Raw genomic sequence first — 16,096 nt, forward strand, 5'->3', positions numbered from 1 at the left:
TTCTTTTGCGACGACTAACATCGCATAAATTCAATAGCCAGTTATATATATCGCAATTTGCAAAACTGGTGATACTTACTTTTGCCATAATATTAATAACGATACAATATATGGATTAATGTGATGAATTAAGGCGATGACAGCCGCTGAGAGGCGATGCCCGTCTCTCCGGTTAGGGACAACAGTGGATGAAAAACGGATGAACAGAAATCAGCTGACGATCGTAATCAACGACCCTAATCGGTACTTTGCTGACGGGCTCGCCGCCTGTATTTCTGAGTATCTGTTAGCCAAGGGCATTTCGCCTTCGTTTACCGATTGCGTATTTAATTATGATGCAAGAATCCTGTTTATTGCTGCCGAATCCATATCCATCGCCAATTGTCATTACCTTCATCGCCGCGTCTCTACGCGTTCGCTTGACGTTTTTATCCTCCGCGACAGAACACCACTGCCGGATGAGGGCAACATAACCGTTCCCCACTTAGATGATTTTCCGACCTTATACCGTGACAGCCAGCTGGCTGACTTTTACAGAAAAGTACAGAGCCGTACGTCTCCGCATACTGATTTACGCAGTTTGCTTGCCAGGCCCTGCACTCCGCACTCTTTTGGTTTGCTCACCCGGCGTGAAATCGAAGTGCTGCGTTACCTGGCTCGCGGTATCAGTAATGGCGCGATTGCCCGTTTTCTGCTGATCAGCGAGAAGACGGTGAGTGCGCACAAAAGGAATATCATGGCCAAACTCAATATGATCCGCCCTGCTGAACTTAACTACTGGCTACTGCAGGAAGGCTGGTGCGAGTCCTGGTGCGGGCGTGATAAATAAAGAGTCCACGATGATCACCGCGATGTTAACTCCCATTATGTGCAAAAAAAACAGAATCGTTTTGCTCTGTTCACTACTACTGGCCGGCTGCCAACTCTTACCGCAGTCAGAAAAAAAGACCGTAGTGACCCCGCCGACCGTTGCTGTAGCACCGGCGACAACCGCGCTGGCAACAAATCGTGCTGAACCGGCGCGCAGTCAAAAAGATGAAGGCGATCGGGTCCGGCTTCAGCAGTGTCAGGGGCAACTGGATGCGCTTAAGACCATGAATCCTGCCCAGTTTAAACGGATGCGTAGTGCCTTCGATTACCTGATGAATGGCGCAGCACAGTATGCCGATCTGCGGAGTAAAACGAATGCAGATACTCAGGACACCGTCGACTCACTGTATCGCTATCGTGCCAATCTCCTTTGCGCACAGATCGCGCAAACGCTGTTGGACAGCCTGACTAACCGGGGCGAGGCACGGCCATGATGGTCCGTCGGCGGATATCCTTCCGGTTGTCGGCAATCACGTTGAGTCTACTCTGCTACTCGTTACTCCAGCACAACGCGCTGGCAGATGAAGGCCCTGCCGTGCTGCAGTTTGCCCGTAAATACCAGCAACAGGCCGCCCCCCCGCGGGAGCGGCCTACCGTAACCCCCACGCGAACCCAAAGAAAACCCTCCCCGCCATCTGATGTTGAACATCAGCAACGGCTGGCGCTGCAACACGAGTTGGAAAAAAGCAGGCAGCAACTGAGTGAGCGCAACCAGCAGCTGTCAGATTTACGGCAAAAAATTACCCGCCTGGAGCGGCTCCCCCCTGCGTCACCGGCGACTCTGCCAGCGGTTCCCTCGCTGAGCGAGGCCGATCGCCAGACGCTGCAAAACCTTGCCAGCACCTTCCGTAATCTGTGGCATTTTTCACCGTCTGAGCTGGCGCTGGCAGAAAAACTCCGGCTGGCCAACCAACGGGCGAAGAAATCACAGCAGCTTGTAAACAGGACACGGCAACGGCAACAGGAGCTGCAACAGCAGCTCATTTCACTGCGCGATCGTTATACGGCGCTGCTCCGTCGCGATGCCACAGGCCAGCAGGCAACGGCACAACAGCAGGCAGAGCTTGAACAGCAGATTGCCGGGCTTAATCATACGAAGCAACAGCTGGCAGACAGTCTGCTAAGAAGCAAAGCAGCAGAAGCACAGCTGGACAGCGTGTTAGCACAGCAGAAAAGCAGCAGCAGCTCCGCCAGCAAGGCCAGCGCCGCGCTGCTGGCCGAAAAAAACAGCGCCGAGGAGAAGCTCAAGGCGCTGCAGGCCAGGCTGGACGAGGTGCTGGCWCAGCAGCAGGTGAAACAATCCGTTGCGGTTAAGCCTGGGGTGGCAGAACTCACTGCTGCACAACTCAGGCAGAAAGCCACGCGCGAAGCCTACGCTATCGGCTTCTCGATGGGCCAGGAAATACTGCAGGTGCAGGCTGAAAATCACAACTGGTCTGCGGTGGACAACGACCGTCGGGTGGTACTGGCAGGCATCGTTGATGCTTTTAAAAACACAGCAAAAATACCGCTGGCAGATATGGAAAAGATCATTGCCAGCGTTGCAACCCAGCTAAACAGCGGCCGGGAAAAATTCATGAACCGCCTGGACAAATCGACGAAAAACTTTGTTAAGGCCTTCATTAACGATAAAAAAACGCATAAGAGCAAACTCGGATTTTGGTATCAGATTGGCTATATCGGGGATACGCCAATTTCGGCGAATACCAGTATTGACGTGGTGGTAAAAGAGAGCCTGGCCAGCGGTAAGGTGATCGAAGATATGGATGCCAAAGGGATCGTGCTGACGCAGCCTTTATCGGCTTTTCCACCCATCTTCCAGGAAGCGCTAAGTAAGATAAAAAATCATGGTTCCGTTACTATTGTGGTCCCGCCAAATCTGGCGTATGGCGAGAAGGGCTATCCACCTAAAGTGCCGCCCAATGCCACAATGGTTTACGATATACGGATTGCCGAGTCGTATCCGGAAAATAAAAAGAAGAACGCATCGCCAGAGAAAAAGGTGTTACCCGGCAATCCCGCTCCGGAGAGTAAGAGAAGCCAATAGTTAAATTCCCTTAAGTTTCTCTGTTTTATTCCAGTACAAACTCTTACGATTTTCATTCTTAATGGAGGTAATCATTCCTTCTTTTTCAAGCTTGATCAATATATGTCTGGCATTATAAATACTTAAGTCGGAGCGATCTGCGATATCACGCGTACTGGCATAAATGGGATGCGGTCCGGATGGCATTTTTTCCGCAAAAAACTCGTTAAGTGCATGAATTACCTTTGCGACAGATTTTTCCCGATGCAGACAACTGGCACGTTCGAACATTGACAACTCCTTTATAAAATATATAGCTCCTGCTGTGAAAGGATCGGCCAAACTTTTACCTAACCCCTGTTGTGACAATGATAACCTCAGCCTGACTTAATCAAAACTTAATATCAATTATTAATTTATAATAGAATATAAAACTAACATAGTGAGATTTTAAGGAATTAAAGACTGATTTATCGAAAAACCAGCCTCCTGATAAGGATTTTTATATGCGCATTAATATAGCGTCAATAGTGATTAATTTTAATCACGCATGAGGCAGGATGTTATATCGCACTGCAGCGACAGGATAAGTTCGCCCGGCCAACTTGCGTTATGAATCTTTTGATAACAAACGCAATCAAAAATAAAAATCAGAAATGAAATGAAATATTTGATTAATGAAAAAATAGATTTTGATTCTGCAACCGGCTGGCTCCAGCTTATGGGGGAAGAGAACGCCTCTCTGCAACTTTCGCGCCCAAGCACGCTATTATTAACCGAACTCATAGTGAATGCCGGCAAAACATCATCGCGCGAATCGTTGCTCACCAACGTCTGGGAAAAAAATGGCCTTATCCCTTCCAGTAATAACCTTAGCAATCATATCAGTTATTTGAGAAAAACATTCAGGCAGCTGGGCGTTGAGGATGATGTCATCACGACCGTTCCGAAAGAAGGATTTCGGCTGGCGATGGTCACCCGATGCCATGATGCCGTTCACATAAACAAAAACCGCGTTGATGCCGATACCAAAACAGTTTCACCTGAATCGGAGGCAACCGAAAAACCACACCAGAAGGCGTCTCTTTCGCTTAATACCGTCGCTAACATTAGCATAACAGTAGCGCTGATACTGATATCCATTAGTTTACTTACTGTAATTACCCTGCCGACGAGATCGCAGGTGGCGATGACTCCTTTCCCACCGATCGGGCTCTGCCTGATGTATGAGATGAATGCAGGTAATCCGTCGTATCAGGAGGAGAAAAAAAACCGCCTCAAAGAGGTTATTAATCGTAATAACATCGATTGTAATAATAAAAAAAGCACGAATTACTTTGAATTCTATCATTTCAATCCAGAGGAAAAAAATGAACAGAAAGGTCTGTTTTTCGCCCAGTGCGTTATCGGAACGCTGGAGAGCGAACACTGTGTGAACTACCTCTCTGTCACCATCGATAAACCATGATCAAGAAAACGCTTATCGCCGGTGCCCTGCTGTGTACTGCACTGATTATGCCGATCTGCATGTGGATCCTGGCGCCCGAGCGGGCCAGCCCTGCGCTGGCACTCTCCTGCCGGGCGAACGTTCATTTTGCGATTAATCAGGATGCCACCACCACCACCATGGATGGCCAGGTTTCCCTGGTCACGCTGGGAAAATCACGACTGGCAATGCAATTTTCCGGTCAGATGACCACACCTGAAGGGCGATTTCTGCTCAACCGGGTCCTGATGATGACCTACCACTATCATCCTGAAAATCAGGCACTGGAACTCAATTACAGCCATAGCAACGTCAGTGAAACTGACAACATTCCTGATAGCGTGTTTTATCAACGGCTGGTAAAAAACCCTGCTTTACTGCTCTACCTGCAGCGCTTTAACCACGACAGCTGGCTGGTTTCCGGGCTGAATATGCCGCTTTACATCTGTACGGATCGCTGAGGATAAAAAAACGGCCTATCCTGCAGGATAAGCCGTTGTCGGAAGACGTAATCGGAGGTTATTTTTTACCGTATTTTGCTTCCAGCGGTGCGAACCACGGTGCGACGAAATCAGGTGAGGTGCCCCAGCCTGGGATAATCTTGCTCAGTGTGGCGACGTTAACGGCACCTGGCTGGGCCTTGAGCTGCGACTGAGAGATGGCTGCGGCCTGGAACTGATAGCTGGCCGGCGTTGGCTCGCCGCCGATTTTATTGGCTACCAGGCGCATGTTGATTGCACCAATCAGCTTGCTGTCTACCGCCACGGTCTGCTGCCACGGGCTGTTTTTCTCGCTCATCAGCTGCAGATCCTGGTTGGAAACGTCAATGCTGTAGAGTTTGATTTCAGTGCGGCCGTTCTCCTGCAGGGCTTTGTAAGCGCCCTGAGCAAACGCGTCCCATGAACCCCAGATGGCGTCAATTTTGCCTTTCGGATATTTAGCCAGAATGGCGCCAATCTTATTAGCGGTATCGCCCTGCACGTCGGAAGAGACGGCACCAATCGATTCCAGCTGGTGAATACCCGGGTTGGCCTTCAGCACCTTCTCATACACCACCTGGCGACGTTCCATCGCCGGGAAGCCGGCGACCCACAGCTTCACGATATTCGCTTTGCCGTTGCTGTCTTTCACCAGCTGATCGAGTGACAGCTGCGCCAGCGAGGCGTCATCCTGGGCGGTCACCGTGACGCCCGGCAGAGTCTGATTCACCGGCGTGTCGAAGACCGAAACCTTGATGCCGGCGTCGGTAATGCGTTTTACCAGCGCGGTCGCGTAAGGGTCTTTACCGTGCGACAGAATGATGCCGTCATACTTCTGGCTGATCGCCTGGTTCACGAAGTCCTGGAAACGGGCGTCATCGCCGTTGCTGAGGAAGGTGCTGACCTTAAAGCCCAGCTTGCGCCCTTCCTGGATCGCCCCGGCCACAAACTGGGTGGTGTTATCGTCCGAGCCCAGGTTGCGGATCACCGCCACGCGCACCGGGCCCTGATGATCGGCAATCGCGGCCGGGATGGCAACGTCAGCCGCAAGGGCGGGCAGCGAACTTAACAGGCTCAGCGCCAGCAGTGAAAGCGTAATTTTTTTCATTATTCTCTTTTCCCGTCTGCAAATGTCAGGCCGGTCGGCGCTGAACGTAGGTGATAGCCAGTGCAACCGCCAGCACCAGACCTTTAATAATATCCATGGCGTAATAGGGCACCGACAGCATCACCAGGCCATTCTGCAGCACCCCGAGGATCACCGCGCCCAGCAGGGTGCCCAGCGCGTTCGGTTTACCCGCCCCCGCCAGCGACAGGCCAATCCACGCCGCCGCCACCGCATCCATCAGATAACCGCCACCGGCGTTTACCTGCGAGGAGCCGATGCGTGACGCAAGCAAAATGCCGCCCAGCCCGGCCAGCAGCGCCGAGATCACATAGGCGAGGATGCGGTAACGGTTGGTGCGAATGCCGGACAGGCGCGCCGCCTCCGGGTTACCGCCGATCGCATACATGCGCCGCCCGTGTTTGGTCAGCGACAGCAGCAGTTGCGCTACCACGGTGACGACCAGCATAACGATAACAATTACCGGCACCTGGCCCAGCAGCGAGAACACCGGCGGAATAGTGCCTTCGGCCATATCACCGCTCGGCAACACCATGTTTTCCGTGATCGAACCGCCAAAACTGTAGGTCATCGCCACGCCCTGCACCACGAACAGGCTGGCCAGCGTCGCCAGCATATCGGGAATTTTCAGCACCACGATCATAAAGGCGTTAAACAGGCCGACCAGCGTACACAGCAGCAGGGTCAGAGCAATTGCCTGAGTGGGACCAAAGCCGTACCAGACAAACAGTGAAATCACCAGCGAGTTGGCCAGCGACGCCGTTGACCCGACAGAGAGGTCGAATCCGCCGATGGTCAGCGAGACGGAGACGCCGATGGCGATCACCGTCACGATGGCGATCGAGCGCAGGATATTGATAATGTTGGTCGGCTCAAGGAAGCTGTCAGACGCGATGCCAAAGCCGGCGATCAGCAGGACTACCGTCAGCAGCATGCCCCACTTATAGAGAAAATCCGTGAGCTGATGGCGGACGGACGGTGCCGCTTTAAGAGAGTGTTCTTTGCTGCTCACGCAGGGGTTCCTCCGGTGGAGTAAAGTAAAAGTGTTTCTTCGTTAACGTCGCTGGCCGCCATCTCGGCAACAATGCGACCGTCCCACAACACGCAGATGCGGTCACACAGGCCAACCAGTTCGGAAAATTCGCCGGAGGCGTAAATCACGCCTTTGCCCTGGCGCGCCAGCCCGTCGATCAGTTCGAACAGATCCGTTTTTGCCTTGATGTCGACGCCCTTGGTCGGTTCATCAAAGATCAGCACGTCGGCGTCATTGCGCAGCCATTTGCCAATCGCCACCTTCTGCTGATTGCCGCCGGAGAGGCGTCGCAGGGTCTGCCGTGGCCCGGTAGTGCGCACCCCCAGCCTGGCAATTACCTCTTCCGCCCAGCGCCACGCGCGGCGGTGGCCAAACAGGCTCCAGCGCGAGAAGCTGTTATCCGCGCTGACGCTGAGGTTCATCACCACCGACTCATCGATAAAGATCCCCTCTTTACGCCGCTCTTCCGGGATCAGCGCCATCCGGTTAGCCACCGCGGCGTGCGGCGCGGTCGGCCGCCACGGCTTGCCGTGCAGTTCGCCCTGCTGCAGGCGGCTCTTGCTGGCGCCGAACAGCGCCTTGCACAGTTCGGTTTTGCCCGCGCCGGCCAGCCCGGCAAGACCGAGGATTTCGCCTTTGCGCAGGGTCAGGGTGATGTCTTTCAGCAACTTCTCATCGTGCAGCCCGGTCACCTGCAGCAGCACCTCATCGCTGAACGGCGGCCGCCGCGGCGGGTAGATATCGTCCAGCTGGTGGCCGAGCATTTTTTCAACGATCTGTTCACCGCTCAGCCCCTGCATCGGGCCGCTTTCAATCAGCTGCCCGTCACGCAGTACCGTCAGCCGGTCACAGGTAGCCTTCAGTTCATGAATGCGGTGGGAGATAAACACCACGCCGATGCCACTCTCACGCAGACGCCGCACCACGCTGAACAGCCGTTCGCTTTCATGCTGATCGAGCGGTGCGGTAGGTTCATCGAGGATCAGGAAACGGCAGTGGTGGGAGAGCGCACGCGCCAGCAGGATCTGCTGCTTTTCCGCCAGCGTGCACTGCTCAACTTTCTGGCGCACGTCGATCTGCACGTCGAGCTGTGCCAGCAGGGCGCGGGCCTGGCGGCGCAGTTCACCCCAGCGATACAGCACGCCGCCTTCGGCCAGCCGATCCAGCATGATGTTCTCCGCCACGCTGAGGCCGGCGACCAGCGCCACGTCCACCTCCTGCTGCACCAGGTGAATACCCAGCTGTTTGGCATCGCGCGGGGAACGGATAGTGACCGGTTGTCCATCGAGCAGGATTTCACCGCTGTAATGCTCCCAGGCACCGGAAAGGACCGCCATCAGCGTCGATTTTCCGGCCCCGTTGGCGCCGGTGAGCGCGTGAATCGAATGTCCTTCCAGGGTGAGGTCCACCGATTTAAGCGCCATAAAACCGCCAAAAGCGATCGAGATATGGCGCATTTCAAGGCGATTTAACGCGGTCATGACGAGTTTCTCTGGCAAAAAAAATCAACAGTCGAGCCGCATTTTTTAATGGATTATCACTGCTGGCAACGAACGAAAGGGCATAAGCTAACACGAAATGGTATTAGCCATCCAGATGTCCAATGACTATAGCGCTAAGCGCTGAGTAGGAAGCAATAAGCAGATGATTAAGTTAATTTATCACTTAATCACAGCGTAATTATGCTGTTTACGCCAGGGTAGCCGGCCAGGTTAAGTGAGTAAGGGTTACCAGGGCCGTGAACGGCGTGGCGTCAGACGGGCGAAAAAAAACCGGCGAGGGATGACCCTCGCCGGTTATCAGCGGACTAACAGATTATTTCGCCGCAGCGAACAGCTCTGCAGCCTGGTCCCAGTTTACTACGCTCCAGAATGCCTTGATGTAGTCAGGGCGTTTGTTCTGGTATTTCAGGTAGTAAGCGTGTTCCCACACGTCCAGACCGATGATTGGTGTACCGGAAGCACCGGCAACCGCTTCGCCCATCAGCGGGCTGTCCTGGTTAGCGGTAGAGACCACCGCCAGCTTGTCGCCCTTCTTAACCAGCCACGCCCAGCCGGAGCCGAAGCGAGTGGTTGCGGCTTTTTCGAACTCGGCCTGGAAAGCCTCAACGCTGCCGAAATCTTTTTCGATCGCCGCTTTCAGCTCGCCACCCAGGGTGGTGCCGGTTTTCAGGCCTTTCCAGAAGAAGCTGTGGTTAGAGTGGCCACCGGCGTTGTTGCGCAGTGGGCCTTTCTTGTCGGCCGGCAGCTGGTCCAGTTTAGCGATCAGCTCGTCAACCGGCAGGTTAGCGAACTCGGTACCTTCCAGCGCTGCGTTAGCGTTATTAACATAGGCCTGGTGGTGTTTAGAGTGATGGATTTCCATCGTCTGCTTGTCGAAATGGGGTTCCAGCGCGTCGTAGGCGTAAGGCAGGGATGGCAGTGAATAACTCATGTTCATCGTCTCCATTAAAGTTATGGCGGTGCCAGTTTTTTCAGCACCGGGTAAGCAGTCGGATCATTATAGTTAAATAAATGATCGGGAAAAGGGATATCAATGCCCCGCAATCAGTAAGGTTAACACCCCAGGCGGGCGGGGCACAGGGGTTATGGCTTTCCCTGCCTCCAGTATAACCAAACGATCTAAGGGATTGTTTTACTTTGGGTCTGACTGGCGCAGGCGCTGAGGATGGCTGTATACCGTGGCCCGGCCCGGCTTGCTGAACCCGACCAGCGTCAGGTTACTGCGCTGCGCCACCTCCACCGCCAGCCGGGTGGCAGCAGAGACGGCGAACAGGATCTCCACACCGCACATCGCCGCTTTCTGCACCATCTCATAGCTGGCCCGGCTGGAGACCAGCACAGCACCGCAGCTTCCCCACTCTGCCTGACAGCGCTGGCCTAACAGCTTATCCAGCGCCACGTGGCGACCGACATCCTCACAGCCTGCCTGCAGCTGGCCGTCTGGCGCTATCCACGCGGCCGCATGGGTACAACCGGTCAGCTGGCCGATCGGCTGAAAGTCGGTGAGCTGGCGCAGCGCGCCGTCCAGCCGGTTGAAATCAAAGGTCTGGGTAAAGGGCAGCGCGGGTACCGGTTTACCGATCTCGGCCAGTTGCTCCACGCCGCAGACGCCACAGCCGGTACGCCCCGCCATCGCACGCCGCTGCGCCTTCAGCGCCATAAAACGTCGGCTGGAGAGCTCAATCTGCACTTCAATACCGCCACAGGCCGGCACAATATCGATGCCAAAAATCTCTTCCGGCCCGCTGATAATGCCTTCTGACAGGGAAAATCCGAGGGCAAAGGCCGCCAGATCCTTTGGCGTAGCCATCATCACCACGTGCGAGATGCCGTTATAGACCAGCGCTACCGGCACCTCTTCCGCCAGCCAGTCTGGCTGTGCCTGCTCCAGCGCGTTGCGCTGCCAGACGGGCAGCTGGCCTGCACCCTCTAACGGCGCGTCGTGGTCGTCCTGCCGTTGTTTATTGCTCACTAAGTCACCTGCCCGGTCCGCCCTGCGAAGAGTGTGGTAATGTTGCTACTAAGCGTACCAAAAAAACGCCGCGGCTGAGTGTGAACCGGCGGCGGGCGGGCCGAAAAACGCATTTTGCCGTGCGATGGCGCATGGAAGAGGCGGCAGACGGCCACTATAATTTTCAGCAGACTGCCCTTTCTGGCAGTGCCATTCACCCGAATAAGGCTCCTGATGACTATTCGCATTATCCCGCAGGCACCACAGGACAGGCACCCTGACCGGCCCGAAGGGGAGATCCCGCCGTTACTGTTTCCACAGCTGAAGTCACTATATGCCCGCCGTGCTGGCCGCCTGCGTCAGCTGGCCGAGAAAAACCCGCTCGGCGACTACCTGCGCTTTGCGGCGGTGGTGGCCAGCGCGCAGGTTATCGTGCTGTACGATCATCCGCTACAGGGGGATTTACAGGCGCGGCTGGCCGACAGCGCCCGCGTGGGAACGCCGCCGCTGGACGTGGCGACGCTGACGCGCGACGGACACTGGCAGCGGCTGCTGCAGTCGCTGATCGCCGAGCTGAAACCAGAGATGAGTGGCCAGGCGCTGGCGGTGCTGGAGAATCTGGAGAAGGCCTCCGCCAGCGAGCTGGAGGCGATGGCGCAGTCGCTGCTGCGGCATGAATTTACCCAGGTCAATAGCGACAGTTCACCTTTTATCTGGGCAGCGCTGTCGGTCTACTGGGCGCAGATGGCGGCGCTGATCCCCGGCCACGCGCGGGCTGAGGCCGGCGATCCCCGTCCGCTCTGCCCGGTGTGCGGCAGCGTGCCGGTCTGTGGCGTGATGCAGATGGCCAGCGGCGGCGAAAGCGCCCGCTACCTGCACTGCAACTTATGCGAAACTGAATGGCATATGCCGCGCAGCCAGTGCAGCAGCTGCGGGCAGGAGAAGCAGCTACACTACTGGTCGCTTGAAGGGGTGAATGCCGCGGTCAAAACCGAGAGCTGCGGCGACTGTGGCTCCTTCCTCAAGCTGCTTCACCAGCAGATCGACCCGGCGGTAGAGCCGGTGGCCGACGATCTGGCGTCGCTGGTGCTGGATGCCCGTATGGAGCAGGAGGGCTTTGCCCGCAGCAGCATCAATCCGTTTTTATTTCCGGGAGAGTGAACGATGAAACTGATCGGCAGTTATACCAGCCCTTTTGTGCGCAAAATATCCGTGATGCTGCTGGAAAAGGGCATCACCTTCGAGTTTGTTAACGAATCGCCGTGGGTCGCTGAGAGCCACGTTCCGGACTATAACCCGTTAGGAAAAGTCCCGGCGCTGGTCACCGATGAGGGTAAGGTCTGGTACAACTCAGCGATGATCGCGGCTTATCTGGAGTCTCTGCACCAGGCTCCGGCGTTTCTGCCGGTTGACCCGGTCGCCGCGCTGGAGGTGCGTCAGCTTGAGACGCTGGCCGACGGCATTGGTGATGCGGCGCTGCTGATCGTCCTTGAGCTGCAGAAGAAACCGGAACAGCAGTCAGAGCAGATGATGGCGCGCCAGCGCCAGAAAATCGAGCGCGGGCTGGATGCCCTGGAAGCCGCGGCTGTCACCGGCCGCTGGCTTAACGGACGGGATATGAATCTGGCCGATATCGCCACCGCCTGTCTGCTGAGCTATCTGAACTTCCGCCGCGTGTTACCCGGCTGGCCGGTTAACCGCCCGGCGCTGGTCGCGCTGGCCAATAACCTGTTCACCCGCGCCAGCTTCACGCGCACCGAGCCCTCCGCCGCCTGACGTCCTGTATTGCCTGCGCCCCGTTCGCCCGATTGCCGGTGCCCGCCAGCGGCAACCGGCAGCGAAAGCGGTGAACACGTATTGCACAACCTGCAAAAACCCCGCTAAAATACTGTATTAATTTACAGTATCCACTAACCGGCAAAGGACCAGGGATATGATGCAACGCTGTGGCTGGGTCTCTGACGATCCACTGTACCTCGCTTACCACGATCGCGAATGGGGCGTACCGCACCACGACGCGCAGGCGCTGTTTGAAATGATCTGCCTTGAGGGCCAGGTCGCCGGGCTCTCCTGGCTAACCGTGCTGAAAAAACGGGAAAATTATCGCCGTCTTTTCCACCACTTTGATGCGAAACAGGTGGCGCAGATGGATGAGGTGGATACCGACCGCCTGATGCAGGAGAGCGGGATTATCCGCCATCGCGGCAAAATCAACGCCATCATCGCTAACGCCCGCGCGCTGCTGGCGATGGAGGCCAGCGGTGAATCCTTCCACGACTTTATCTGGGGCTTTGTTGACCATCAGCCGCAGATCACCCGTTTTGAACACTATCGTGATGCGCCGACCATCAGCCCGGCCGCCGAAGCGATGTCAAAAGCGCTGAAAAAACGCGGTTTCAAATTTGTCGGCCCGACGACCTGCTACTCGTTTATGCAGGCCTGCGGGCTGATCAGCGAGCACGTTAGCGGCTGCTTCTGCCACCCCGATCGTCAGCCGTAGCCGGCCCGGAAAATTTGGGAATGCACCTGGGGATTTCCCGCGCTTTTCAGCGGCATAATAGCCCGGCCAGCGGGTAAGGTTGCCCGCAGCTGAATGAGAAAGAGGGAATACCCATGAAGAAAAGTGTCATTACCCTGGCGCTGGTGCTGAGCGGAACGCTGGCCCTCGCAGGCTGCACCACCAACCCGTATACCGGCGAACGGGAAGCGGGCAAATCTGGTATTGGCGCTGGCCTTGGTGCGGCGCTGGGAGCGGGCGTGGGTGCGCTCTCTTCATCGAAAAAAGATCGCGGTAAGGGCGCGCTGATTGGCGCGGCGGCGGGTGCGGCACTGGGCGGCGGAGCCGGTTACTATATGGACGTGCAGGAAGCCAAACTGCGCGACAAGATGAAAGGTACCGGGGTCAGCGTCACCCGCAACGGCGATAATATCGTGCTGAACATGCCGAATAACGTCACCTTTGACAGCAGCAGCAGCACGCTGAAACCTGCGGGAGCGAATACGCTGACCGGCGTGGCGATGGTGCTGAAAGAGTATCCTAAAACCGCGGTTAACGTGGTGGGTTACACCGACAGCAGCGGCAGCCGTCAGCTGAATATGACCCTGTCGCAGCAGCGCGCCGACAGCGTGGGCAGCGCGCTGGTGGTACAGGGCGTGGCGGCCGATCGCCTGCGCACCAGCGGGCAGGGCCCGGATAATCCGCTGGCCTCTAACGCCACCGCCGAAGGTAAAGCGCAAAACCGCCGCGTCGAAATTACCCTCAGCCCTCTGCAGTAACGCCTGAACGGCGGCGTTGGCGCAGGGAATAAATCCTCTGCGCCATAGCGAATTTTAGTGAATCGTGCTAGTGTGCGCAAAAAATGATCGTTGCCTGCACACCATGTCACTGAAAGCTATCGCCGCCAAACTGGGCCTCTCCGTTACCACCGTCAGCCGGGCGCTTAATGGCTACAACGACGTGGCAGAGGAGACGCGCCAGCGTATTCAACTGGAAGCCCGCCGTCGCGGATATCGCCCCAGTACGGTCGCCCGCCGCCTGAAGATGGGTAAAACCAACGCGGTCGGTTTACTGTTTCCGGTTGAGCCCCAGCCGTTTAACGATGCCAGCTTTGTAGAAATGATGGCGGCTACCGCACAATCGCTTGCGCGGCACGATATCGACCTGCTGGCAATCGCCGATGATACCCAGGACGACCACCGCAACCTGCAGCGCATTCTGCGCACGCACAGCGTGGATGCGCTGATCGTCGCCCATACCTGCCGCCATGACAGCCGCCTGCTCAGGCTGCAGCAGCTGGACTTTCCCTTTCTGGCGCTCGGGCGCAGCCAGCTGGATGCCCCCTATGCCTGGTTCGATTTTGATAACTACGCCGGTGGCCGGCTGGCCGCCGGGCATTATGCCGCTCAGGGGCTGAGCCAGATCGGCTGGCTGGGCAGCCACCACGATCAGACCTTCGTCAGCCAGCGCCGCCAGGGCTATCTGGACGCTATGCAGCAGCACCGGCTGTCATCGGCGCTGTGCTGGCAGGTGGAACCCTCACGCCGTGAGGGGTATCGCATGACCCGCTCGCTGCTGGCAGAACAGCCCGCGCTGCAGGCCTTAATCACCGACTGCAATATGCTGGGCGACGGCGCGGCGATTGCCCTGCGCGAGGCCGGTCGCCTGGCCGGCAGTCATCGCGTTGAGCTGATGGTTTACGACGGCCTGCCCGCGGACTCGGTGGTCACCGAGCCGGTTGCCAGTATCGCCCAGGCCACCCGGCTGGCGGTCGGGCAACAGGTGGCACAGATGGCACAACAGCTGATTGAGGGTGAGCCATTGAGTGCCCTGCAGGTGCTGTGGCAACCGCAGCTGATACTGCCGTGAGCGGGCAGTTGTGATAGGCTGACGCAATACCTGCAATCCGAGACCGCCATGAATCCTAAGGCCGCTAAAGCCACCATCAGCGACGTTGCCCGCACGGCAAAAACCGGCAAGACCAGCGTTTCCCGCTATCTCAACGGCGAGTTTGACGTGCTTTCCGACGCGCTGCGGCAGCGTATTGAAGCGGCGATCGCCGCCCTCGATTACCGCCCCAGCCAGATGGCGCGCGGGCTGAAGCGTGGCCGCACCCGCCTGATTGGCCTGCTGATTGCCGATATTACCAACCCGTACTCGGTAGACGTGCTGAGCGGTATCGAAGCCGCCTGCCGGGCGCACGGCTACACCCTGCTGATGTGTAACACCAATAACGCGCTGGAGCTGGAACAGTATTACCTCAACCTGCTCAGCAGCTATCAGGTTGAAGGGCTGGTGGTTAACGCCGTCGGCATGCGTGAACAGGCGCTGAGCAAACTGCAGCAGTCTTCGCTGCCGATGGTGTTGATTGACCGCAAGATCCCCGACTTTGTCTGCGATGTGGTCGGCCTGGATAACCACGCGGCGGCGCTAGAGGCTACCGACCATCTGCTGGATCGCGGTTATCAGGCGCTGCTGTTTGTCAGCGAGCGCCTCGGGCTGGTGAATACCCGGCTGGAGCGCGTGCACACCTTCCGCCAGCGCATGGCGCAGCATCCCGGCCTGGTGGCAGAGCAGGTAGAGGTGACGCTGGGCGAAAATCAGCGGATTGAGCAGGTGCTGCAGGAGTTTTATCAGCGTCACCGCCATCTGCGCTGTGCGGTGATGGCGGTCAACGGCGCGCTGACGCTGCAGGTGGCGCGGGCGCTGCGCCGCCTTGACCTGAACTGGGGAGAAGATATCGGCCTGCTGGGCTTTGACGAGCTGGAGTGGGCTGAGCTGGCCGGCAGCGGCATCACCACCTTAAAGCAACCTACCTGGCAGATTGGCCACGCCGCACTGGAACAGGTGATCCGCCGCATCGAAGGCGACCCGCAGCCACAGGGGGAGCAGGTGTTCCAGGGAGAGCTGATCGTGCGCGGTTCAACGCGAATGCTGCTGGGTTAGTGCGTCTGGTTTAATTTCAACAACTCATTGAAATTAAACCAGATTAAATAAAACCTAATGCTATAAGCCCCTCTTCGTCGGCTGTTTATTTTCACTTTATTTCCCATCTATTCTTCATAATCAGCAAAACCATCATTTACTTCCCCGACCAGCAAGCAATACAGTTCCTGAAATTCATTG

The 16,096-nt window shown here is 56.7% G+C and carries 17 protein-coding genes; 11 read left to right on the top strand and 6 right to left on the bottom strand.

Annotated elements, in window-relative coordinates; genetic code table 11:
- The first annotated feature begins 199 nt into the window (after positions 1 to 199).
- From ASF13_RS20375 to ASF13_RS20385, 3 genes are read left to right on the top strand one after another with little or no spacing between them, the layout of a single operon-like run.
- A complete protein-coding gene (locus tag ASF13_RS20375) occupies positions 200 to 829 on the top strand; it encodes a LuxR C-terminal-related transcriptional regulator (protein ID WP_056240907.1) in 630 nt (209 codons plus the stop codon).
- Positions 830 to 839: 10 nt separating this feature from the next.
- A complete protein-coding gene (locus ASF13_RS20380) occupies positions 840 to 1,304 on the top strand; it encodes a hypothetical protein (protein ID WP_156365628.1) in 465 nt (154 codons plus the stop codon).
- Positions 1,301 to 2,917, top strand: a complete 1,617-nt coding sequence (locus ASF13_RS20385; RefSeq protein WP_082502397.1) for an FKBP-type peptidyl-prolyl cis-trans isomerase — start codon at positions 1,301 to 1,303, stop codon at positions 2,915 to 2,917. Before ASF13_RS20380 ends, ASF13_RS20385 begins: the two co-directional genes overlap by 4 nt.
- Here the strand turns inward: ASF13_RS20385 and ASF13_RS20390 are convergent, their stop codons facing one another.
- Positions 2,918 to 3,187, bottom strand: a complete 270-nt coding sequence (locus tag ASF13_RS20390) for a FaeA/PapI family transcriptional regulator (RefSeq protein WP_056240920.1) — start codon at positions 3,185 to 3,187, stop codon at positions 2,918 to 2,920.
- A gap of 370 nt (positions 3,188 to 3,557) precedes the next feature.
- On the opposite strand from ASF13_RS20390, the gene ASF13_RS20395 reads away from it, so the two are divergent.
- Together ASF13_RS20395 and ASF13_RS20400 are read left to right on the top strand one after the other, a co-directional pair.
- Positions 3,558 to 4,364, top strand: a complete 807-nt coding sequence (locus tag ASF13_RS20395) for a winged helix-turn-helix domain-containing protein (protein WP_056240922.1) — start codon at positions 3,558 to 3,560, stop codon at positions 4,362 to 4,364.
- Positions 4,361 to 4,843 (top strand): FidL-like protein, encoded by a 483-nt coding sequence (locus ASF13_RS20400; protein ID WP_056240925.1) that lies wholly within the window; start codon positions 4,361 to 4,363, stop codon positions 4,841 to 4,843. Before ASF13_RS20395 ends, ASF13_RS20400 begins: the two co-directional genes overlap by 4 nt.
- Positions 4,844 to 4,901: 58 nt before the next feature.
- Here the strand turns inward: ASF13_RS20400 and ASF13_RS20405 are convergent, their stop codons facing one another.
- From ASF13_RS20405 to fdhD, 5 genes are all read right to left on the bottom strand, one after another.
- Positions 4,902 to 5,969 carry a sugar ABC transporter substrate-binding protein gene (locus ASF13_RS20405; RefSeq protein ID WP_056240929.1) on the bottom strand — a complete coding sequence of 356 codons (1,068 nt, stop codon included), beginning with the start codon at positions 5,967 to 5,969 and terminating at the stop codon, positions 4,902 to 4,904.
- Between the two features lie 25 nt (positions 5,970 to 5,994).
- Complete coding sequence (locus ASF13_RS20410; RefSeq protein ID WP_056240933.1) at positions 5,995 to 6,999, bottom strand: ABC transporter permease; 1,005 nt, start codon at positions 6,997 to 6,999, stop codon at positions 5,995 to 5,997.
- Entirely contained in the window at positions 6,996 to 8,501 is a 1,506-nt protein-coding gene (locus ASF13_RS20415; protein ID WP_056240938.1) for a sugar ABC transporter ATP-binding protein, read from the bottom strand. The genes ASF13_RS20410 and ASF13_RS20415 overlap by 4 nt, the downstream gene beginning before the upstream one ends.
- 334 nt (positions 8,502 to 8,835) lie before the next feature.
- Positions 8,836 to 9,453, bottom strand: coding sequence for a superoxide dismutase [Mn] (sodA, locus tag ASF13_RS20420; protein WP_056240942.1), 618 nt, complete (start codon positions 9,451 to 9,453; stop codon positions 8,836 to 8,838).
- 201 nt (positions 9,454 to 9,654) lie between these two features.
- On the bottom strand, positions 9,655 to 10,494 hold the full coding sequence (gene fdhD / locus ASF13_RS20425) for a formate dehydrogenase accessory sulfurtransferase FdhD (protein ID WP_072166453.1): 840 nt from the start codon (positions 10,492 to 10,494) through the stop codon (positions 9,655 to 9,657).
- A gap of 213 nt (positions 10,495 to 10,707) precedes the next feature.
- On the opposite strand from fdhD, the gene fdhE reads away from it, so the two are divergent.
- The 6 genes from fdhE (at position 10,708) to ASF13_RS20455 (ending at position 15,916) form a co-directional block, all read left to right on the top strand.
- Complete coding sequence (gene fdhE, locus ASF13_RS20430; RefSeq protein ID WP_056240946.1) at positions 10,708 to 11,634, top strand: formate dehydrogenase accessory protein FdhE; 927 nt, start codon at positions 10,708 to 10,710, stop codon at positions 11,632 to 11,634.
- A 3-nt stretch (positions 11,635 to 11,637) separates the two neighbouring features.
- Entirely contained in the window at positions 11,638 to 12,249 is a 612-nt protein-coding gene (locus ASF13_RS20435) for a glutathione S-transferase (RefSeq protein WP_056240950.1), read from the top strand.
- A gap of 160 nt (positions 12,250 to 12,409) precedes the next feature.
- Complete coding sequence (locus ASF13_RS20440; RefSeq protein WP_056241200.1) at positions 12,410 to 12,973, top strand: DNA-3-methyladenine glycosylase I; 564 nt, start codon at positions 12,410 to 12,412, stop codon at positions 12,971 to 12,973.
- Positions 12,974 to 13,086: 113 nt separating this feature from the next.
- Complete coding sequence (locus tag ASF13_RS20445; protein ID WP_056240955.1) at positions 13,087 to 13,749, top strand: OmpA family lipoprotein; 663 nt, start codon at positions 13,087 to 13,089, stop codon at positions 13,747 to 13,749.
- Between the two features lie 103 nt (positions 13,750 to 13,852).
- Positions 13,853 to 14,839 carry a LacI family DNA-binding transcriptional regulator gene (locus ASF13_RS20450; protein WP_056240958.1) on the top strand — a complete coding sequence of 329 codons (987 nt, stop codon included), beginning with the start codon at positions 13,853 to 13,855 and terminating at the stop codon, positions 14,837 to 14,839.
- A gap of 48 nt (positions 14,840 to 14,887) precedes the next feature.
- A complete protein-coding gene (locus ASF13_RS20455; RefSeq protein WP_056240962.1) occupies positions 14,888 to 15,916 on the top strand; it encodes a LacI family DNA-binding transcriptional regulator in 1,029 nt (342 codons plus the stop codon).
- Positions 15,917 to 16,096: the final 180 nt, after the last annotated feature.

The sequence above is a fragment of the Erwinia sp. Leaf53 genome (genome assembly GCF_001422605.1).
In the GTDB taxonomy this organism is placed as follows: domain Bacteria; phylum Pseudomonadota; class Gammaproteobacteria; order Enterobacterales; family Enterobacteriaceae; genus Erwinia.